This is a genomic window from Frondihabitans sp. VKM Ac-2883, from assembly GCF_015350875.1.
Taxonomy (GTDB): Bacteria; Actinomycetota; Actinomycetes; order Actinomycetales; family Microbacteriaceae; genus Frondihabitans.
In genome coordinates this window covers 373,012-391,976 of record NZ_JADKSF010000002.1, presented here as the reverse complement: position 1 = coordinate 391,976, position 18,965 = coordinate 373,012, and the positions used below count along the sequence as shown (strand labels likewise).

Here is an 18,965-nt window from a genome sequence, read left to right as displayed (position 1 = left end):
CCGACCGCAGTCGCTTCCAGGCCAGATCCCGTGCGCTTTGCGGCCAGACGAGCCTGTCGACTCCGCGCGCCGCGCTAGCCTCAGACCATGACGTGGAAGAGCCTCGGTAAGACCATCGCCAAGATCGTCGTCGGGATCAACTTTTTCTTGCGCGTGACCTCGGTGATGCAGGTACCACGCAACCGTCGCCCCACGACTGCGCTGGCCTGGTTGCTCGCGATCTTCGCGGCGCCGATCCCCGGCGTGATGGCGCTCAACCTCTTCGGTTCGACCCTCCTGCCGAAGGGGCGCCGCGAAAAGCAGGCCGAGATCAACGGCTTCATCATCGACACGACATCGGGCCTCGACCTCGTGACGAAAGAGGAGAGCTGGCCGCGCTGGTTCGGCTCCGTCGTCGACCTGAACCGCAAGCTCGGCGCCATGCCCCTCGTCGGCGGCAATGACGCGCACATCCTGGCCGACTTCGGCACCACGATGCGCGCCATGACCGATGCCGTCGGCAAGGCCGAGCGCTACGTGCACGTCGAGTTCTACCTCTTCGCCTACGACAAGGCCACGGTCGAGTTCTGTAAGGCGCTGGAAGATGCGCACAAGCGGGGAGTCACCGTCCGCGTGCTGTACGACCACTGGACGACGATGCGAAACCCCGCCTCGAAAGACACCCTCGCGTGGCTCGAGCGCACCGGCATCCCCAACCGCGCGATGCTGCCGGTGAACGCGCGAACCGTCCTCCGGCGCCGCCCCGACCTCCGCAACCACCGCAAGGTGGTCGTGATCGACGGCACCGTCGGCTTCATGGGATCGCAGAACCTCGTCGACCCCGACTACAACAAGGCCTCCAACAAGCGACGCCACCTTCGGTGGAAAGACCTCATGCTAAAGCTCGAAGGCCCCGTGGTCGCCGGTGTGAACGCCATCTTCATCACCGACTGGTTCGCCGAGACCGAAGAACTCCTGCAGCGCGAAGCCGACCCGATCCACAACGTGGCAGAGCCTGACACGCTCGACTGCCAGATCGTGCCCTCCGGCCCGGGCTTCGAGGGCGAAAACAACCTCCGCCTGTTCAACGCGCTCGTCTACGGCGCGCAAGAACGCCTCGTCATCGTCAGCCCCTACTTCGTGCCCGACGACTCGATGCTTTATGCGATCACGACGGCGGCCCAGCGCGGAGTCGAGGTGCAGCTCTTCGCGTGCGAAATCGGCGACCAGTTCATGGTCTATCACGCCCAGCGCTCGTACTACGAGACGCTGCTGCGCGCGGGCGTCCGCATCTTCCTGTACCGCAAGCCCATCGTGCTCCACGCCAAGCACTTCACCGTCGACTCCGATGTCGCCGTCGTCGGATCGAGCAACATGGACATGCGCTCTTTCAGCCTCGACTTCGAGGTGTCGGTGATGATCCGCGGCCGCCGCTTCGTCTCGGAACTCGCGCGGGTGCAAGACGACTACCGGGCTCAGTCGCGAGAGCTGTCGCTCGTCGAGTGGCTCGACCGGCCCCTGCTCTCGAGGATCCTGGACAACGTCTGCCGACTCACCGCCGCGGTCCAGTAGGGCCGGCTCCGGCCCGCCCGCCAGCGTTTAGTCGCGTTTCGCCCATTTAGTCGCGCTTTATCGCGACTAAACCTGCGAAACGCGACTAGTTGGAAGGCAAGCAGCGTCGCTCACCGTTTTACGCACGACCAACCGAAAAAACGGTGAGCGATGCGTGAAACGGTTAGCGAAGCCAAACGAGACGGCGCCAGCACCGGCGTACCGAAGCGAGCTAGCGCGCGAGCGACCGGTAGCAGGCGACGAGCCCATCGGCCGAGTGCGCCCAACTGAGCCCGGCGGCCCGCACGCGGGCGGCGGTCGAGAGGGCGGCGGCATAGACCGGTTCGCCGAGGATCCCCGCGATCGCGTCTGCCCACACGGCCGGTTCGCGCGACCGCAGCACGATCCCGGTCACCCCGTCGACGACGGCTTCGCGCAGGCCTCCGGCGGCCGCCGCCACGACCGGTGTGCCGCTGGCAGCAGCCTCGAGGGCGACGAGACCGTACGTCTCGGAGTGCGACGGCACCACGGCGACCCGTGCCTCTCGGAGGAGTGCGGCGAGAGCCGAGCGCGACTGCGGGCCGACGAACCGGACCCGGTCGGCGACGCCGAGCGACTCGGCGAGGGCGCGGAGCTCGTCGGGATAGCTGCGGTAGTCGACCGACTCCTCGCCGGCGATCACGAGATCGGGACGAATGCTCTCGGGGATCGCCGCGACCGCCGCGATGGCCAGGTCGAAGCCCTTGAGCGGGTCGAGGCGACCGGCGGCGACGACGTAGGGCGAGGGGGCAACCGAGCCCGGCGTGGCCGGACGGAACACGGTGGCATCGACTCCGGGCGAGACGACGTGCACGTTCTCGGCGTCGGCTCCGAGCCGGTGTACGACGGTCTCGGCTTCCGCGGCGCTGATGGCGATGACCCCGTCGGATTCTTTCGCGAGCCAGGCCTCGCCGGTGAGGCGACCGGGCGATTCGGGCCGTTCGCCCTCCGAGAGGGGCGTCGAGTGGTCGGCGGCGATCGAATGGAAGCTCTGCAGGTGCGCCAGGCCTCGCGCCCGCGCGAAGGGCAGAGCGGCCATGCCCGAGAACCAGTGGTGCGAGTGGACGATGTCGTAGGGACCGAACGGCTCCATGGCTTGCTGGAACTCACCGATGAAGTTCTCGTGCACGCCCTTCGCGACGGCTTCGGGCGGCCCGGCGTCGAGAAACCTAAGGACGACGTTCTCGCCGAGGTCACTGGTGGCGGGCTGATCGGGTGACGATCGGCGTGTGAGAACGTCGACGTGGTGGCCGAGTGCGCCGAGCGCTGCGGCCTGGTTGCGCACGACGACGTTCATGCCGCCGGCGTCTCCGATGCCGGGGTCGGACGCCGGCGAGGTGTGCAGACACACGAGAGCGATGCGGAGGGCGTCCGGCCGAGAGTCAGGCATCAGATGAGCGTATCGCTCGGTGACGCTGAAGGATCTCAGCGGGCGACCGCGCTAGCCGCCCTCGGAGCAGCCCAATAGAAGGCTGCAGAGCCGAATCTCAGAGCGCCGCTGAGCCACCCTCGTCGAGCAGTGCGCGAAGCTCGTGGAGGTCGATCGGCACGGTGTCGGCGAGTACGGGGCCATCACTCGAGAAGGAACTGTCTTTGCTCATGCCCCGAGAGTGGCACGATCGGGTCGGAGGTACCTCGGAATGGGGGCATTTCGGGGGACAAGCCGGCGTTCCGATGCACAGCCGTTACCCGTAGAACTAAAGGCATGACCCTCTCACAGCCTTATCCCCTTGGCGTCTCCGTCGTCGACGGTGGCGTCACCGTCGCCGTCTACTCCGAGACCGCGACCGCCATCTACTTCTGCACCTTCGATTCTGCGGGCGAAGGATCCGACGCGGCCGGCTCCGAGACCCGGCACGAGCTCGATGAGCGCACGGGCTACGTGTTCCACGCGTTCGTGCCCGGCATCGAAGTGGGCACCCGGTACGGTCTGCGGGTCGACGGTGAGTGGGATCCTGCGAACGGTCTTCGCCACGACGTGGCCAAGCTGCTGCTCGACCCGCACGCGCGGGCCATCGAGGGTGGCTTCGAGTGGGGTCAGGCGCTGTTCTCGCATGAGTTCGACGACGCGTTCACGCGCAACGACGACGACTCCGCATCGGCGATGCCGAAGTGCATCGTCACCGATGCGTCGTTCGACTGGGAGGGCGACAAGGCTCCGCGCGTCCCGCTCGACGAGACCGTGATCTACGAGGTGCATGTGAAGGGCTTCACGAAGCAGCACCCCGAGGTTCCCGAGAGCATTCGGGGTACGTATGCGGGTCTCGCCGACCCCGCGGCCATCAAGCACTTCGTCGACCTGGGGGTCACCAGTGTCGAGCTGCTGCCGATCCACCAGTTCGCCCAGGAAGACACCCTTGCCGAGAAGGGGCTGCGCAACTACTGGGGCTACAACTCGATCGGATTCTTCGCGCCGCACAACGAGTACTCGTCGTCGGGTCAGGCGGGGGAGCAGGTCGCCGAGTTCAAGGCCATGGTCAAGGCGTTCCACGCCGCCGGCCTCGAGGTGATCCTCGACGTGGTGTTCAACCACACGGCCGAGGGCAACCACCAGGGCCCGACGCTGTCGTTCAAGGGCATCGACAACGCCTCGTATTACCGTCTGGTCGAAGACGACCGCGGCAGCTACTTCGACACCACGGGCACCGGCAACTCGCTCAACGTCGGGCACCCGGCCGCCCTCCGCCTCATCATGGACTCGCTCCGCTACTGGGTCACCGAGATGCACGTCGACGGTTTCCGCTTCGACCTCGCCACGACCCTCACCCGCCAGGACGGCGACGCCGAAAAGCACTCCGCGTTCCTCGATCTGTGCCACCAGGATCCCGTGCTCGCCCCGGTCAAGCTCATCGCCGAGCCGTGGGACACCGCGGGGTACCAGGTCGGAGGATTCCCGGCCGACTGGTCGGAGTGGAACGGGAAGTTCCGCGACGACACCCGCGAGTACTGGGGCTCGGGCGACGTGCTCGGCACCTTCACGCAGCGTGTGCTGGGCAGCCCCGACGTCTACGAGGGCGACCGCCGTTCGCCGCTGTCGAGCGTGAACTTCGTCACCGCGCACGACGGCTTCACGCTCCGCGACCTCACCTCGTACGCCGAGAAGCACAACGAGGCCAACGGTGAAGACAACAACGACGGCGAGAGCAACAACGCGTCGTTCAACGGCGGCATCGAGGGCGACACCGACGACGCGGCCGTGCTCGAGTGGCGTGGCCGTCAGCAGCGAAACCTGCTCGCGACGCTGCTGCTGTCGGCCGGCGTGCCGATGATCCTCGGTGGCGACGAGATGGGCCGTACCCAGGGCGGCAACAACAACGCCTACTGCCAAGACGACGAAATCTCGTGGTTCGACTGGAAGGCCGTCGACCGCGACCTGCTCGAGTTCACCACGTCGCTGATCGCGCTCCGCCAGTCGGCGCCGGCGCTGCGCCCGTCGTGGTTCCGCACCGCGCCCGGCGACTCGCCCCGCACTGTCGAGATCCTGCGGGCCGACGCTCGTCCGTTCGAAGAGGCCGACTGGCAGGATCCGGAGAACCGCGCGGTCATGTTCGTGCTCGGGCACGAGGGAGCCGACTCCTTTGCCGTGCTGATGAACGCTGCGCAGAACGGTGTCGAGTTCACCGTGCCCGAGGCGCCCTTCGGCGAGTGGGAGCTCGCATCGTCGAGCGACCCGGAGCAGCAGGTGGCCTCGCCGGTGTCGACACTGATCGTGCGCGACGCCTCGTTCACGGTTCTCCGCTCGAAGGCCTAGCCCGACCCGCCTAGCCCGACCTGCCACAGCGGCACAGACCCGCTCGATCGGCACGAACACCCCGCCTAGCCGGGCTGTTTCTGCCGGCCGGGCGGGTTTGTGCCGTTCGAGGGGGTGGGCGCGGGTGGAGTACGTCGGCCCCCGCCTAGGCTGAACGCATGGCCAGCACCACCGTCACCATCCGCCCCGTCACCGAAGCCGATTGGCGGGAGGTCCGGACGTTGCGGCTCGAGATGCTCCGAGACACGCCGATCGCGTTCGGCGAGACCCTGGCGACGGCCGAGAATCACCCCGAGGCCGAATGGCGCCTGCGGGGTCGCCGAGGAACGGACGAGGGGTCGGCATCGTTCGCTGCCATCGACGAGTCGACCGGATCCTGGGTCGGAACGATGGGCGGCTACCTGCCCAAGACGGGATTCCCACTGCTCGTCGGCGTCTACGTGGCGCCGTCGCATCGGGGCCGCGCCGCCGGAGTGACCGATGCGCTGCTCGACGAGGTGGAGGCCTGGGCGAAGGGGCATGCGAATGCGATGGCGCTGCACGTGCACGAAGACAACGCGCGGGCGATCCGCTACTACGCGGGGCGCGGCTTCACCGAGACGGGGCGGAAGCTGCCGTACGAACTGGCGCCGCACGGCTTCGAGAACGAGATGATCAAGGCGCTGTAGCGGCCAGGGCCGAGCGCCGCGACGCTACGGCAGACGCTGCGACGGGCGGCACGGCGCGACGAGCGTTGCCGGTCGGCCCGAGGGATCCTTCGGTTCGTCCCGCCCGAGCACCTGCACCCGCGACAGCCCGTGCCGGTGCCAGATCGAAGCCGTCCAGGCGCACAGGGCTGCGTCGAGCAGGTCTTCGCGGTGCTTGTGCCCGGGGCCGGAGAGCGGTGACGGCTCGTCGAGCAGCGCCCTCGTGACCGGGTGCGACGCGAGGTCGAGGGGCGGATCGAACGTATCGAGCAGCCCGATGCGGCGCACCAGCTCGTCTGTCGCCACAGCACGCGCAGCCCTTGCTTCAGCGGCCGGCAGCGCCTTGTCGAGCCGCTTGTAGCGCGGGCGTTCGACGTCGTAGCCGAGTTCTTCGACCCCGACGAGAGTCGTGTAGGGATAGCACTCGAACATCACGCGGTCACGAGGCTCAGGATCCGGCACACCCGACACCACCACGAACCCTGCCTGCTCGAGAGCGTCGCGAAGCCGCACCCCGGCCAGCCAGCCGAGCGCCTGGTTCGTGGGGTTGGCCGCCACCTTCCACCGGCCGTAGGCACGACCGACCTGCTTCTCGGACTCGCGCATGCCAACCGCGTTCGGAACGACCAGCGGGGCGTCGACGGCGATGGCGATGCCCGGGCCGGCTGCTGCCTCTGCCTCAGTGACGACCCCGAGGATCCACTGGACCACGCCCGCGACACCGCGTTCCCACCCGGCCGCCACGATGCGTCCTTCTGCGGTGAGTGCGCACAGCCCGGTCTCGTTCGCCGGTTTGGCGTCGCTGCCCTCGCCCCAGGCCAGGTCGACTCCTACGTACAGCATCAGTTGAGCGTAGGCGCTGGCGGTGGGCGCGGGGCGTGCCGCGGCTTCGGCGTCGCCGAGATCGCAGTAGGGGTCGCCTGCACCCGACCGCAACTGCGATCTCGGCGGTCGGCGCGCGCGAGGTGGCCCCATCTCCGCCGAATCGTGCGCTGGGCGGAGGTTTCGGCTATCTCGCGAGCGAGCGGCGTGACGAGCCCGCCCGCAACGACGAAAGGGCCCGCCCCGCGCGAACGCGCGAGACGGGCCCTTGGGGAATCAGTGCGACCGACTACACCTCGAGCGAGCGGCGACGGCGAGCCGCCAGCAGCAGGCCGGCGCCGGCGAGCAGGACGAGGCTGCCACCGATTGCGAGCGGCGCGGTGTCGGAGCCCGTGTAGGCCAGCGTCGTCGTTCCGTTGCCGTCCACGCCCGTGCCAGCGGCGGCCGGCGTGACGACCGCAGCGGTCAGCGTGAACTCGACCGGAGCGCTCGGGCCGGCCGCGACCGGTGTGCCCGCGGCGTCGACGACCGGGTCGCCGTTCGCGTCGAGCAGAGCGGCGATCGCGACGGCGGTGTAGTCGCCAGGCTTGGCGGCGAGGGTGACGCTCCAGCGGCCGTTCGCGCCGACGATGATGCGAGCGGTCGGGTCGGCGGGCGTCGCGGTGGTTCCGGCGCGCGGCGAGGCCAGACGCGAAGCCGATGCGGACGACTTGGCTTCAGCGGCCTTCGCCTGGGCGAGAGCGGCCTTGTACGCCTTCGTGGTGAGGACGATCACGCCGATGTCGGATCCTGGGGTTCCGGTTCCGGCGAAGGTGACCGTCGAGCCGACGAGCTTCTGGCCGTTGGTCGGAGAGGTGATCGTCGGGGCGCCGAGAGCGTAGAACGACGACTTGACGGAGACGCCGCTGCGGACGCCGACGATGGTGACCGTGTAGGTGCCGCCCACGAGGTTGGCAGGCAGACGCAGAACGTCGGTGTACGAGCCGTCGGTGTCGCTGGCGAATGTCTGAGCGGGGCGATCGCCGGCGAGGGGGATCACGGTGCCCTTGGCATCGGTGACGGCGACGACGACCTGCTCGTCGGGGCTGAAGCCCTTGGCCGAGACGGCGACTCCGGTGGTCGACGCTTCGAGCACGCTGGTCTTGGTCGGCGTCACGGCGATCGACGCGGGCACGGCGGCAGCGGGGGCCGACGGGAACACGAAGTTGATCCGCTTCTGGTCGGCACCGGGGACAGGGTTGCCGGCGGGGTCGGTCTCGTTGACGAGAGCGCTGCCCTCGGTCGCGCCCGGCTCGAGCTGGCTGAAGTCGGTCGTGGTCGACCAGGTGTTGTCGGCCTTCACGACTGTGGTCGCGGCGACGCCGGTCTTCGCGGCGCGGGCGCCGTAGGTGATCGTGATGGTGTCACCGGCCTGGCCGGCTCCCTCGAAGGTCGGAGTCGTGCTCTCGACCGGGGTGGTCGAGTTCGACACGGGCTTCGTGACCGTGAACGGCGTCAACGAGTTCGGCGCGACGGCGAGTTCGAACGAAGTCGTCGTGGTCAAATCGACGGTGCCGCCCGCGTTGACGGCGGTAACCGTCGCCACCACGGCGGTCTGGCCGGGGCTGAGCTGGTCGAAGTTCTCGTTGCCGCTCCATTGTCCCGTGGCGGCGTCCACGGTCGAGCCGCCGAAGGTCGCGTTGTGGCTGGCGCCGTCGGCGTCGAGGTAGCTGACGGTCACGTTGTCGCCAGCGGGAGCGCCGGTGCCTTCAAAGGGAACGACGTTCGGGAACGTCTGCGCCACTCCGGTCGCACCGGGAGCGGGCGTCGTGACGGCGAAGGCGTCAGCGGCGTGGGCCGGCGCCGCGAGCAACAGCCCACCGAATGTCATGGCGAGAACGGTCGGAACGGCGAACGCCGTGCCTCGAGACAAAGATTTCACAGAGTGATCCTTCAGTGGAGATGAGCGTCGTTGCGTCGTCGTCCTCCCCCCAGATGGAAGGGCTACAGGCGGGCCCGTTCGGGTGGGCCTCGGGCAACGTAGCACCGAAGCTGGGCGTTCGGCAAGAAGGTGCACGAAACGCAAAAACTAGAGGATCCGCGACGCCGACCCCCGCACCACCCCTCCCGCGCACCGCTACCCTGACCCCATGAGCGCGACCACGCCCGCGAGGGAACCCAGCCCCGCCGACCTCCGGCGGTGGCGCCGTTACCTCGCCGACGAACGGGCCGAGGGCGCCGTCTACCGCGACCTCGCCGCGCGCCGAACCGGCGAGGAGCGCGACATTCTGCTGGCGCTCGCCGACGCCGAGGGGCGGCACGAGCAGCACTGGCGCGACCTGCTGGGGGACCGCGTGGGGCGGTCCGTGCGGACGGACTTGCGCACTCGGATCCTCGGGTTTCTCGCCCGGCGCTTCGGCTCGATCTTCGTGCTCGCCCTCGTGCAGAGCGCCGAGGCGCGATCGCCGTACGCGACCGACGCCGACGCGACCGAGGCGATGGCCGCCGACGAGCGCATCCACGGCGAGGTCGTGCGCGGTCTCGCCGAGCGGGGTCGATCGCGGCTGTCGGGCACGTTCCGTGCGGCGGTCTTCGGAGCGAACGACGGGCTCGTGTCGAACCTGGCGTTGATCCTCGGGGTCACCGCGAGCGGGGCGTCGCACGCGGTCGTGCTCGTGACCGGGCTCTCGGGGCTGCTGGCCGGCGCACTGTCGATGGGCGCGGGGGAGTACGTGTCGGTGAGCTCGCAGCGCGAACTCCTCGCGGCGTCGACCCCCGACCCCGAAGCCGAGCAGGTGCTGCCCGACCTCGACGTCGATGCCAACGAGCTCGCGCTCGTGTACCGGGCGCGAGGACTGGCTCCCGACGAGGCGGAGGCGCACGCGCGGGACGTGCTCGGCGCACTGCAGGTGCGGACCGGGGCGATCGGGGTTGTGCCGGATCCTGGGGTCGATGTGCTGGTTGCGCCCGTCGTGGCACCGTCTGTCGGTGGTGCTTCTGCTTCTGCGCCGCGGGCGTCCGCCGACTCGCCCGTCGATGAGCACGAGGCCATCGGGTCGGGACTCGGCGCTGCGGTGTCGAGCTTCTGCTTCTTCGCGTCGGGGGCGATCATCCCGTTGATCCCGCTGTTCTTCGGGGCGTCCGGCCTCACGGTGATCGTGGTCGCTGCGGTGCTCGTCGGGCTGGCTCTGCTCGGCACCGGCGCCGTGGTCGGGCTGCTCTCGGGAACGTCGCCGCTCCGCCGGGCGCTGCGGCAGCTCGCGATCGGCTACGGGGCCGCCGCTGTGACATACGCGCTCGGATTGCTGTTCGGGGCTGCATAGAGCTCAGGCTCCTTCCGTCCGCGCGAGGTGGCCCGATCTACGACGCGGGGCCGCTATTCACGTAGATGTGGCCATCTCGCGAGGCTCGGGCTGCCGAGATCACACTACCGGTCGGGTCGACCCGACCACTAGTGCGATCTCGGCGAGCCCGTGCCGGCAGCGAGCCGGTCGCAAGCTAGCACGCCGGCAGAGTAGCAGAAAGGCAAGCCAGAGCGGCCAGCGACCTACACCGACCGATCGAGCTTCCAGGCCAGCCAGGCGGTCGCGATGACGACGCCGGCCGAGAGAAGTCGCGCCCCGACGAGCACCCCTGGCCCGGTCGACATGGTGACGGTCATGTCGGCACCGATGCCGATCGAGAAGATCGCGCCGGCGGCAGCCAGTGTCGCAACGAGTGCCAGCCCGAGAACGGCCGAGGTGAAGCCGTGCGCCTTCTTGCCCACGGTGTCGCGGCGGTCGCGCGACCAGACGGCCGCGGCGCTCCGCACGATGCCGAGCCACAGCAGAGCGACCGCGCATGCCCCGCAGACGTCGCTGACGCGGTGCCAGCCGTAGGCGACGGTCTGCTCGGCGACGAGGGCGGCGAAAGCGGTCCCGACCACCATGATGAGCGGCCGGAGGTGACGCCCAAATGCAGTGGAGAGAGCCAGGAGACCGGCCACGGCGATCGTGACATGGCCGCTGGGAAAGCTGTTGCTGAGGGTCGACTCGGTGAGCTCGGGGCGCGGTGCGATGGCCTTGATGATCTGGGCGGTCGCGATGGATCCTACGATCAGGGTCGCCGACTGAAAGGCCGCTCCGGGCCGGCGGCGCACAAAAGCGATGAGCACGACGACGCCGACGACCACGAGGATCGCCGGAATCGAGATCGCATCGAGCGCACGACCGGATTTGAGGAGCGTGCCGCCATCAACCGATCGAAGGATGGAGTCTTCGATCTCTTGACCGGGCTTCGTCAGGACCGCGACGGCGTAGACGCCACCGAGCGCGACGGCCGATCCGATGCTCGTGAGCATCCACCGAGCCGGAACCGGGCGACGGGCAGTCGTCGAGGCAGGCAGAGTGGTGGCGTTCACTGTCTCATCCAATCGCACGCCCCCTGACAACTGCCTCTGCCCGGACCCCCAATGCTCGGTGAGCAACTGCACCGCCTACGTTCAGGTAAAACGCAAGGATCCGACCGCCCGGCCACACGCGCAGGCCCGCCTGGTCGACTCGATTGGCGTCGGGGGCAGGCCTCGTGTAATGTTTCCTCTGGCCAATCGGCCGAAAGTAATGCGCGCTCGTAGCTCAACGGATAGAGCATCTGACTACGGATCAGAAGGTTGGGGGTTCGAGTCCCTTCGAGCGCACAGTGTCTGAGTGACACAGAAGAACTGAGTTGAGACAGCAGTAAGGCAAAGCCCCGCATTCCAAGGAGTGCGGGGCTTCGCTTTTTCCTCCCCTCTTTGCTTTTTCTCTCCCGACAGCGCTTTCCTCCCGACACTGCCGCGGGTCGCCTACTGGTGGAGTCGACTTCCTGGGTCTGTGGCCGGTGTAGTGACGATAGGTCGGGCGACGATCGCATCCGCGTTGTCGAGAATCCAGTCCATCAGCGGGAGGAGCCGGGCAGCAAGTTCGGTTCCGGTCTCGGTCAGGGATTAGTCGACGCGTGGCGGGATGCTCGCCTGGGCGGCGCGATGGACGATGCCGTCCTGTTCGAGGGTGCGGAGTGTGGAGGCGAGCATCTTCTCGCTGATTCCCTCGATGGTGCGGCGCAGTTCACCCCATCGCATGCTTCCCGGCTCCAGGGCGAGCAGGACGAGCACGCCCCAACGGCTCGTGACATGACTGAGGACGACTCGACTCGGACACGCCGCGGGGAACCGCGCGAAAGTCTGCAATTTTGATTCCGTCGATGCCCGCGATGCCGTGTTTCCAACATCCATGTCAGTAGCTTACGAAAAGGTACGTACCTTCCGCGGGGGAGGCGTCGCGCTCTATCGTCGTCGCGATGGCCCGGGGTTCTGCGGCCGCTGCCAATCAGCGAGACCGGATCCCTCCCTCCGAGCCACACGAGAGAAGGAAGAGTCCATGATCAAGCACCGCTTCCGCGCGTACGGCACCGCCGTGATTACGAGTGCCGCCCTCCTCTCCGGATTGGGCGTCTCCGGAACCGCGATTGCCGCACCTGCCGTGGCTCATTCGTCCGGCGCAGCCTCCCTCGATTTCGCGCGCGGTGGAACGAGCGGCGATCGGCAGGACGCCGCGGCCGAGCGGCGAAACGCCTGCGCCATTCGCACTCTCCTGTCGCGGGGATTCGCGGATCCTTCCAGCTCGAGCGCTCGGCGTCTTGCGGCCGCGCTCGTAGCCTCCGGCGCAGTCGGCCACGGGACCGGCGCGACGTCGGGGCCGGAAGGTCTCCTCGCGCAATTCGCCGCAGACCGAAAGCGCGTCCCCGGCGCGCACGCGGTCGTCAAACACCTGGCAGCCGACGGCGACCTGGTCGCGGTGCACTGGCAGATCGCTCCCGACCCGCGAGACGAGGGGCGGGGCGAGGCTGCCGTCGACCTCTTCCGGATGCGCCACGGAAAGGTCGTCGAGCACTGGTCGCTCGACCAGCCGATTGCCACCGGCACGCCCGCCAGTGGCAACACGAACACCATGTTCAGCGACCTCTACCGACCTGCGAAGCCGACCAAGGCGCCGTCGGAGCGGCAGGAGGAGCGCAACCGGGATTTCGCCGTCTCGGCTTACAACACGCTGTTCCGTGACCACGACGTCTCCGTGCTCGACCGTTCTTTCGACCCGGCCTACCTGCAGCACAATCCCGTGGCACCGAACGGTACTGCGGCCCTCAAGCAGCTGTTCGGCAGCGGTGCGGAGTTCCCGGCGCAGCAGTCGGTCATCTCGCTCTCCGACGGCGATATCGTGTGGACCTTCTCGCAGACGGTCGGGGCCAAGCCGGGCGATCCCCTGCTCGCGGCCGATCTGTTTCGGGTCGACGCCGGTCTGATCCGCGAGCACTGGGATGTGGTTCCGACCAGCTGAGCGCGGCGTGCATCGGGCTGCCGTCCTAGGACAGTTTCAGGAAGGGCAGCAGGTGCTCGAGGAGCTGCTCGCGCAGTTGCCGTGACGACCAGGCGTGGTCGGCGCCCGGAATGGCGGTGAAGGAGGCCCCGGGGAGGAGCTCCGCGTAACGCCGCCCGTATTCGAGCGGCACGATCTGGTCGGCAGTGCCGTGGAGTACCTCGACGGGGCCGCTGTAGCCTGCCGCTTCGGCGTAGACGTCGAGGTCATTCCGGACATCGTCGATGAAGGCTTGCCCGAGCCACAGGCCGCCGAAGTCGAAACCGCCGTTCTCGGCAACGGACTCGAGCGACTGCCCCTGGATCTCGTTTTTCACCGTGATGTCGTCGACCACGACGCCCGCGGGTGACCAGAGCGTGACGCTGGCCACGAGGTCGGGGAGCCGGGCTGCGACGATGGCGGATTCGACGGCGCCAAGACTGTGTGCCACCAGATGAACCGGGGAGGAGCGGTCGTCGGCGAATGCGCGGACCATGACGATCACCTGATCGATCTCGTCGCGGAGGGTGATGTCGTCGAAGTCGCCGTCGCTTGTGCCCTGCCCGAGGCGGTCGTAGGCGCGGACGACCGCGCCGGCGTCTGCCAGGCGCCGGGCGACTTGGACGAAGAGGCGCTGTGGGCCGACGTGGGAGTCGCCGAAGCCGTGCACGATGAGGACGGACGGGGCGTCGGCGGTGGCGTCGCGAGGGCGGAATTCGTGGCCACGGATGACGTGCCCATTGTGCGCGAGCGTGAGGGCGGTCACCTCGGCATCACGGGTGCCCATCTCAGTTGCTCCTGTCTGCGAAGCCGTCCGGCAGGTCACCGGGTGCCGTGTCGATGATGGTCTCGTCGTCGACTCCGACGAACTCGAAGAGGGTGATGTGCGCGAACTCGGGCACGACGTAGATCGGGTAGGTCGGGCCTTCGTCACGGAACCGTCGCATCCGCTCGAGGTGGTCGTTCTGGAAAAGGACTGTCTTGGATCCGTCGAGTTCGACCCAGTGCGGGAAGAAGATAGTGCCGTGCAGAACCCTGTCTTCCGGTACGACGTTCACCACCACGCTGGTGCCGGTCGGCTCATTCCACGACACCTTGAACACCCCGCGGCCGAGGCCGACGAGGTCCACCTGCTGGTTTTTGACCCACCGACCGCCCACCATGCCGGAGTGGATCCTGTAGTCGATCGTGGTGGCGTTTTTGACGTACATCTCGTACTGCCATCCGTTGGCGTAGGTGTAGATGAACCGGTGGCCGATGATTGCGTCCAGACCCTGCTCGGGGGTGGGGTTGGCGACGCTGGTGTGAGTGCTCATAAATCCACTATTACCCAGAAATGCGTTTGTTGCAAACCTATTTGGTCGTGGTCGCCTATTCTTTCTGTGTGGACGATTCCGGAGACCCGACGGGCCTGAGCGCGATTGCGCGGAGCCTCAGTGACGAGATCGGTCCTTTCCGCCGGACGCTTCTGAACAGCTCCCGGGCCCGCGCCGGCCTGCCGTTGATTCCTGACGCCCAGATCGAGGTGCTCCGCCGGCTCTTCCCCGACAAGTGGGTGAGCCCCACAGTGCTCGGGCGGCAATTGGGACTCGCGCGCCCGACGGTCAGCAACCTCGTCGTTGCCATGGAAAGGAGCGGTCTGGTCTCGCGACGCACAGACGAACTGGATGCCCGCAGCACCAAAGTGGGCCTGACGGATCTTGCGCGGGAGCAACTCCATGTCTACGACTCGGCGGCCGAAGGTCTCCTCACGAGCATTTTGCGCGACCTGACTGCGGCGCAACAGGGCACGCTTCGAGATGCCCTTCCCCTGCTCGGCTACATCCGCACGGCGCTGGAGCAGGGCAAAGAAGCGACTGTAAACGCGCCGTCCGGCCCGGGGAACGCTTAGGAGGGCCCCGGCCACCCTCCAACTGGGTGGGCGGTCGACCTTGTCGTCGCGTCGGGAGGGTTCTAGCGTTGGGTGCCGTCCGGCTCGCGCGAGCGCGGCGGCACAGGGGGAGGGGCGATCGACATGGTCTCTTCTGCCGAGCCTTCCGGGTCGATCGACCGTGCGATCCGTTCCGCCGTTCTCGACGCGGCAATCGTGGTCGTCGAGCGCGAGGGGACTCCAGCGGTTACTGCGAGAGAGATTGCCGCCGCTGCCGGTGTCGATGAAGCGACTGTCGTCGACGCCTTCGCCTCGACCGATGAACTCCTCGTGGAGGCTGCCCTCGACGCGTGCGCCCGCGACCTCTCGACGTTCGAGATCGGGGCCTCCGACACGCCCCCTCTCAGCGCCTTCGCTCACCACTACGCGAAGCGGCGTCTGTTCTATCGGGCTCTGCGCATCGGCGCGATGGCCCAGAAGATCGATGCCCGCATGGGGCCGTTCATCGTCTCCCGAGTGGAATCGAGGATCCGGCTGTTCTTCGGCACCCGACTCGGCGAGGCGCAGATCACCCGTGAAGCTCGCCGGATCACCAGCGAGGCGACCCACATCACCCACTCCAGGATCGTCGACGAGACCTGGGATGGCAATCCCGACGACCTGTACCGTGCCCTCGACGCTCTCCTGATGGAGAACGTGACGAGCATTCGGCCGTCGTCCCTTTCGTAATCGTCGTTCGGCACTTTGCCTCTCCTCGGGGCATGCTGGGCTGACGCCTAGGAAGGGCCTCTCGTGAACGGATCAGGGTCAGAAAGCTTTTCACCCGAAGAGAAAGCCGCCATCACACAGCGGGCCGCTGAGAACAGGGCAGACGCTCGTCGGCTCAGCGCCGAAGCACGAGCCGCCGCTAACTCCAATGCAGTGGCCGAGAAGATAGCGGCGATGAGCGATCCTGACCGGTCCCTCGCCGAGAGGCTCGGCGCCATCGTCGGTGAAGTCGCCCCGGATCTCGTGCCCAAGCTGTACTACGGCCAACCCAGATGGGCAAAGGCCGGCAAGGTGGTCGTGTTCTTTCGAAGTGGAATCGACGACAAGGCCCGATACTCGACCCTGGGCTTCAGTGGGATGGCTGCGCTCGACGACGAGTCCGGTCTGTGGCCGACGTCGTACGCGGTGACAGAGATCACCGATGCGTCGGCGGTGCTGATCGCCGAGTGGGTAGCGCGCGCGGCCCGGTGGTCGTTGGCTTCGGCTTCGGCTTCGGCTTCGGCAGCGGCGCAGCAGCGATACGAGCCCGCACGCGGCGTGATACCACGGCCTTGACCTTCTCGACTCGGCGGTAGGCGGTCCGGCTGGGGTCGGGTGTGCGCTACGGCGCCCCAGCCGCAGGTGCGTTCTCGTCGCCCGGCTCCCGCCGGTGATCCGTGCCGGTGGGGAGGATGGCCGCAAATCGCTCTAGAAAGCTCCGCACCGTTTCGAGAACCTCCGGCGTGTACTCGTCGAGGGCGGATTCGAGTTCTCTGGCAGGGTTGCGAATGAAGCCGTCGCTGCGGTCTCGCGCCTTCTGCGTGACCCGGAGGCTGACGATCCTCCGGTCAGTGCTTTCTCGGCTGCGGGTGACGAGGTCGAGTGCCTCCAGCCGGTTGACGAGCGCGTTGGTGGCTCCGGATGTCAGCCCGATTCGGTCTTTGAGTTGTGCCGGAAAGAGGGGGCGCCCTGCGTTTTCCGCCCAGAGGATCTCTCCGAGTGCGGCGCCGTCGGTGCTGGGGAGGTCCATCCATTCTGCGAGGTGGTGTGCGGATTCCTGGTAGCTCACCGCGTAGTGGCGCAACGCCTCGAGAACGTGGGCTTTGACATCAGTCATGCCGTTGATTCTTCCGGTTTCTGTGGGTGGGAGGTCGATGTCACGGCCATCGCGACGAGGAGGACCTCCGCAGAGACGCTGTCAGTGGGTCGGTAGCCGGCGCGCACGGTCAGAGTCGAAGTGACGGGTAATTCGGCAGCTCCGGGACGTTCTTCTCGCTGGTGAGAAGGTGGTTTGTCGCGAACCGGCGGACCGGTTTCGACGCAGCGATCCGATGCGCGGTCTGCATGGCCCTGACGCCTGCCCTGGTGGACGGGTGCAGTAGTTTTGCCCCACCGCGAGGAAGACCCTGAGCGCTGTCGGCGTAGCCGCGGAGGAGTCGTTCATAGCGGGCGAAGGCGAGCTGCGGGGTGTCGGCACGGTTGTCGAGTGTCTTGGCGAGTTCGCCCGCGAGGATGTGAGCGCCGACGAGAGACAGGGTGGTGCCCATGCCCGTCGGACCGGAACCCCACGCAGCGTCGCCGAGGAGCACGACTCTGCCTTTGTTCCACCGGGAGACGACGACCTGCTCCATTCGCTGCGTGTAGAACTCGTTGAACCGAGCGTCGAACCCGTCGAGAATCCGTTCCGTTTTCCACGCGGCTCCCCGGAAGCGCTCCCGGAGAATGGAGAGCTGCGCCTCGACGGGGAGCTTCTCGAAGCCCATCGGTTCGGATTCGAACGACATGCTCGCGCGCATGGTGCCTTCGTTGTCAGGGCGGATCGAGGCGACCCGACCCCGGGGTGCGGTGTACCAGTCCCACTGATCGACGTCGTCCGCCACCCGGTCGAGAGTGCCGTAAGCGATGCTGACGCCGAAGTCTCGATACTCGGTCTCGTCGGCGAACAGAAGGCGGCGTGTTCGTGAGCTTCGCCCCTCGGCCGAGACGACGACATCAAATCGCTCTGTGGCACCGCCGTGGAATGTCACGTCGACGCCCGAGGCGTCTTGCTCGACGCCGACAATGTAGTCGCCGTAGCGCAGCTCCACAGTGGACGGGAGGAGCTCGACGAGAATTTGGGCGAACTTTCCACGAAGAATCTCGATCTCCGCGGTGGGGCCGTCTTCGCCCTCCTCTTTCGCGAAGCGCGCGTACGGGTGTCCGTCGTCGTCCACGTAGCGGGTGCCCTCTTCCCCGGTGAGGTTGGCCATCACGGTGTCTCGGATGCCCATTCGCGCAATGACGTCTCGGCCGGTACCTCGGATGTCGATGTTCTGTCCGGTCTCTCGTTGCTGGGGCGATCGCTCGAGAAGGGTCACCTCGAAGCCAGATCTTTCTAGCCCCCAAGCGAGGGTTGGGCCGGCAATGCTCGCTCCTGTGATCAGGACTCGGGGCTTGGGCTGGTGGCGTGATGTCATCTCGGATCGCTTTCGTTTGGGCAGGGACTCAGCATCACCCGTGTCGAGCACATTAGCTTCACTATGAGAACACTTCACAGTGAATTAACAACAGTGGCTCCTGCGCGCGACTTCTTTGTGCTCCTCGGCAGGTGCATCTCGCCGTCTGAACGCCCCATGGCCCACGATGGATCTATGACCACTCCCCATGAGACCGACGTCGCCCGCGAACTCCAGCAGGTCAACGCGCACTGGACCCCGCGCGTCGTGGGCAAGGTGAACGATCAATACGTCAAGGTCGCGAAACTCCTCGGCGAGTTGGTCTGGCACGCCCACGACGCCGAAGACGAGATGTTCCTCGTCGTGTCAGGCACCCTCCGCATTCAGCTTCCCGACGACCAGGAGGTCGTGCTCACCCCGGGCCAGTTCTACGTCGTGCCCCGAGGCGTGCAGCACAACCCCGTCGCCGACGAGGAGGTCGAGATCGTGCTCATCGAAACCGTCACCACCGCACACACGGGCGATGTCATCGTCGAGGGCACGGTGCCCATCGAGCGCCAGCTCGGTGAGGCCCTGTGACTCAGCCTCTTTTCTAGAGACACAAGGATCCCGGCACCCGAGCTCCGGCCCGCCGGGCGCTGATTTCCGACCTCGCTCGTCTCCGGCCGCTCTACTCGGCGTCGGCCAGGCAAGTCCGGAGCGCTGCGATCTCGGAGCACTCGTTCTCGCTCCACC

17 protein-coding genes, 1 tRNA gene and 1 pseudogene are annotated in these 18,965 nt (G+C 67.3%); 10 read left to right on the top strand and 9 right to left on the bottom strand.

Features of this window, described 5'->3' with window-relative positions:
- Positions 1-87: 87 nt before the first annotated feature.
- A complete protein-coding gene (gene cls / locus ITJ49_RS05435; protein ID WP_194602424.1) occupies positions 88-1,551 on the top strand; it encodes a cardiolipin synthase in 1,464 nt (487 codons plus the stop codon).
- Positions 1,552-1,762: 211 nt separating this feature from the next.
- On the opposite strand, the gene ITJ49_RS05430 is transcribed toward cls, so the two are convergent.
- The gene (locus ITJ49_RS05430; protein ID WP_194602421.1) at positions 1,763-2,959 is read right to left on the bottom strand and encodes a glycosyltransferase; all 1,197 of its coding nucleotides are present in this window, start codon (positions 2,957-2,959) and stop codon (positions 1,763-1,765) included.
- A gap of 315 nt (positions 2,960-3,274) precedes the next feature.
- On the opposite strand from ITJ49_RS05430, the gene glgX reads away from it, so the two are divergent.
- Complete coding sequence (gene glgX / locus ITJ49_RS05425) at positions 3,275-5,320, top strand: glycogen debranching protein GlgX (protein ID WP_194602418.1); 2,046 nt, start codon at positions 3,275-3,277, stop codon at positions 5,318-5,320.
- A 158-nt stretch (positions 5,321-5,478) separates the two neighbouring features.
- The gene (locus tag ITJ49_RS05420) at positions 5,479-5,988 is read left to right on the top strand and encodes a GNAT family N-acetyltransferase (protein WP_194602415.1); all 510 of its coding nucleotides are present in this window, start codon (positions 5,479-5,481) and stop codon (positions 5,986-5,988) included.
- 24 nt (positions 5,989-6,012) lie between these two features.
- On the opposite strand, the gene ITJ49_RS05415 is transcribed toward ITJ49_RS05420, so the two are convergent.
- Both ITJ49_RS05415 and ITJ49_RS05410 read right to left on the bottom strand, forming a co-directional pair.
- The gene (locus ITJ49_RS05415; protein ID WP_194602413.1) at positions 6,013-6,849 is read right to left on the bottom strand and encodes a DUF429 domain-containing protein; all 837 of its coding nucleotides are present in this window, start codon (positions 6,847-6,849) and stop codon (positions 6,013-6,015) included.
- A gap of 268 nt (positions 6,850-7,117) precedes the next feature.
- Positions 7,118-8,749: an LPXTG cell wall anchor domain-containing protein gene (locus ITJ49_RS05410; protein WP_194602410.1), complete on the bottom strand. Its 1,632-nt coding sequence runs from the start codon at positions 8,747-8,749 to the stop codon at positions 7,118-7,120.
- A gap of 208 nt (positions 8,750-8,957) precedes the next feature.
- Here ITJ49_RS05410 and ITJ49_RS05405 point away from each other — a divergent pair, with 208 nt between their 5' ends.
- Entirely contained in the window at positions 8,958-10,130 is a 1,173-nt protein-coding gene (locus ITJ49_RS05405) for a VIT1/CCC1 transporter family protein (protein WP_194602408.1), read from the top strand.
- Positions 10,131-10,354: 224 nt separating this feature from the next.
- Here ITJ49_RS05405 and ITJ49_RS05400 read toward each other — a convergent pair whose 3' ends face one another.
- Positions 10,355-11,206, bottom strand: coding sequence for a phosphatase PAP2 family protein (locus ITJ49_RS05400; RefSeq protein WP_123941000.1), 852 nt, complete (start codon positions 11,204-11,206; stop codon positions 10,355-10,357).
- 203 nt (positions 11,207-11,409) lie between these two features.
- On the opposite strand from ITJ49_RS05400, the gene ITJ49_RS05395 reads away from it, so the two are divergent.
- Positions 11,410-11,482, top strand: a tRNA-Arg gene (locus ITJ49_RS05395).
- A gap of 147 nt (positions 11,483-11,629) precedes the next feature.
- Here ITJ49_RS05395 and ITJ49_RS05390 read toward each other — a convergent pair.
- Positions 11,630-12,058 (bottom strand): annotated as a pseudogene (locus ITJ49_RS05390) (winged helix-turn-helix transcriptional regulator).
- Between the two features lie 145 nt (positions 12,059-12,203).
- Here ITJ49_RS05390 and ITJ49_RS05385 point away from each other — a divergent pair.
- Positions 12,204-13,160 (top strand): nuclear transport factor 2 family protein, encoded by a 957-nt coding sequence (locus ITJ49_RS05385; RefSeq protein ID WP_194602406.1) that lies wholly within the window; start codon positions 12,204-12,206, stop codon positions 13,158-13,160.
- Positions 13,161-13,185: 25 nt separating this feature from the next.
- On the opposite strand, the gene ITJ49_RS05380 is transcribed toward ITJ49_RS05385, so the two are convergent.
- Together ITJ49_RS05380 and ITJ49_RS05375 are read right to left on the bottom strand one after the other, a co-directional pair.
- The gene (locus tag ITJ49_RS05380) at positions 13,186-13,965 is read right to left on the bottom strand and encodes an alpha/beta hydrolase (RefSeq protein WP_194602402.1); all 780 of its coding nucleotides are present in this window, start codon (positions 13,963-13,965) and stop codon (positions 13,186-13,188) included.
- Position 13,966: 1 nt separating this feature from the next.
- Positions 13,967-14,494 carry a phenolic acid decarboxylase gene (locus tag ITJ49_RS05375; protein ID WP_194602400.1) on the bottom strand — a complete coding sequence of 176 codons (528 nt, stop codon included), beginning with the start codon at positions 14,492-14,494 and terminating at the stop codon, positions 13,967-13,969.
- Positions 14,495-14,562: 68 nt separating this feature from the next.
- Here ITJ49_RS05375 and ITJ49_RS05370 point away from each other — a divergent pair, with 68 nt between their 5' ends.
- The 3 genes from ITJ49_RS05370 (at position 14,563) to ITJ49_RS18130 (ending at position 16,371) form a co-directional block, all read left to right on the top strand.
- Positions 14,563-15,069, top strand: coding sequence for a MarR family transcriptional regulator (locus tag ITJ49_RS05370; RefSeq protein ID WP_194602397.1), 507 nt, complete (start codon positions 14,563-14,565; stop codon positions 15,067-15,069).
- Between the two features lie 123 nt (positions 15,070-15,192).
- The gene (locus ITJ49_RS05365; RefSeq protein WP_194602394.1) at positions 15,193-15,777 is read left to right on the top strand and encodes a TetR/AcrR family transcriptional regulator; all 585 of its coding nucleotides are present in this window, start codon (positions 15,193-15,195) and stop codon (positions 15,775-15,777) included.
- 213 nt (positions 15,778-15,990) lie between these two features.
- Positions 15,991-16,371, top strand: coding sequence for a hypothetical protein (locus ITJ49_RS18130; protein WP_370544379.1), 381 nt, complete (start codon positions 15,991-15,993; stop codon positions 16,369-16,371).
- 46 nt (positions 16,372-16,417) lie between these two features.
- On the opposite strand, the gene ITJ49_RS05355 is transcribed toward ITJ49_RS18130, so the two are convergent.
- Both ITJ49_RS05355 and ITJ49_RS05350 read right to left on the bottom strand, forming a co-directional pair.
- Complete coding sequence (locus tag ITJ49_RS05355) at positions 16,418-16,912, bottom strand: MarR family winged helix-turn-helix transcriptional regulator (protein WP_194602391.1); 495 nt, start codon at positions 16,910-16,912, stop codon at positions 16,418-16,420.
- 109 nt (positions 16,913-17,021) lie between these two features.
- Positions 17,022-18,251: an FAD-dependent monooxygenase gene (locus ITJ49_RS05350; RefSeq protein ID WP_194602388.1), complete on the bottom strand. Its 1,230-nt coding sequence runs from the start codon at positions 18,249-18,251 to the stop codon at positions 17,022-17,024.
- Between the two features lie 174 nt (positions 18,252-18,425).
- Here ITJ49_RS05350 and ITJ49_RS05345 point away from each other — a divergent pair, with 174 nt between their 5' ends.
- Complete coding sequence (locus ITJ49_RS05345) at positions 18,426-18,809, top strand: cupin domain-containing protein (protein ID WP_194602384.1); 384 nt, start codon at positions 18,426-18,428, stop codon at positions 18,807-18,809.
- The last annotated feature ends 156 nt before the right edge of the window (positions 18,810-18,965 follow it).

Coding starts and splice junctions, on each gene's coding strand:
- cls (WP_194602424.1), top strand. CDS start 88: ATGACGTGGAAGAGCCTCGGTAAGACCATCGCCAAGATCGTCGTCGGG.
- ITJ49_RS05430 (WP_194602421.1), bottom strand. CDS start 2,959: ATGCCTGACTCTCGGCCGGACGCCCTCCGCATCGCTCTCGTGTGTCTG.
- glgX (WP_194602418.1), top strand. CDS start 3,275: ATGACCCTCTCACAGCCTTATCCCCTTGGCGTCTCCGTCGTCGACGGT.
- ITJ49_RS05420 (WP_194602415.1), top strand. CDS start 5,479: ATGGCCAGCACCACCGTCACCATCCGCCCCGTCACCGAAGCCGATTGG.
- ITJ49_RS05415 (WP_194602413.1), bottom strand. CDS start 6,849: ATGCTGTACGTAGGAGTCGACCTGGCCTGGGGCGAGGGCAGCGACGCC.
- ITJ49_RS05405 (WP_194602408.1), top strand. CDS start 8,958: ATGAGCGCGACCACGCCCGCGAGGGAACCCAGCCCCGCCGACCTCCGG.
- ITJ49_RS05385 (WP_194602406.1), top strand. CDS start 12,204: ATGATCAAGCACCGCTTCCGCGCGTACGGCACCGCCGTGATTACGAGT.
- ITJ49_RS05380 (WP_194602402.1), bottom strand. CDS start 13,965: ATGGGCACCCGTGATGCCGAGGTGACCGCCCTCACGCTCGCGCACAAT.
- ITJ49_RS05375 (WP_194602400.1), bottom strand. CDS start 14,494: ATGAGCACTCACACCAGCGTCGCCAACCCCACCCCCGAGCAGGGTCTG.
- ITJ49_RS05365 (WP_194602394.1), top strand. CDS start 15,193: ATGGTCTCTTCTGCCGAGCCTTCCGGGTCGATCGACCGTGCGATCCGT.
- ITJ49_RS18130 (WP_370544379.1), top strand. CDS start 15,991: ATGAGCGATCCTGACCGGTCCCTCGCCGAGAGGCTCGGCGCCATCGTC.
- ITJ49_RS05355 (WP_194602391.1), bottom strand. CDS start 16,912: ATGACTGATGTCAAAGCCCACGTTCTCGAGGCGTTGCGCCACTACGCG.
- ITJ49_RS05350 (WP_194602388.1), bottom strand. CDS start 18,251: ATGACATCACGCCACCAGCCCAAGCCCCGAGTCCTGATCACAGGAGCG.
- ITJ49_RS05345 (WP_194602384.1), top strand. CDS start 18,426: ATGACCACTCCCCATGAGACCGACGTCGCCCGCGAACTCCAGCAGGTC.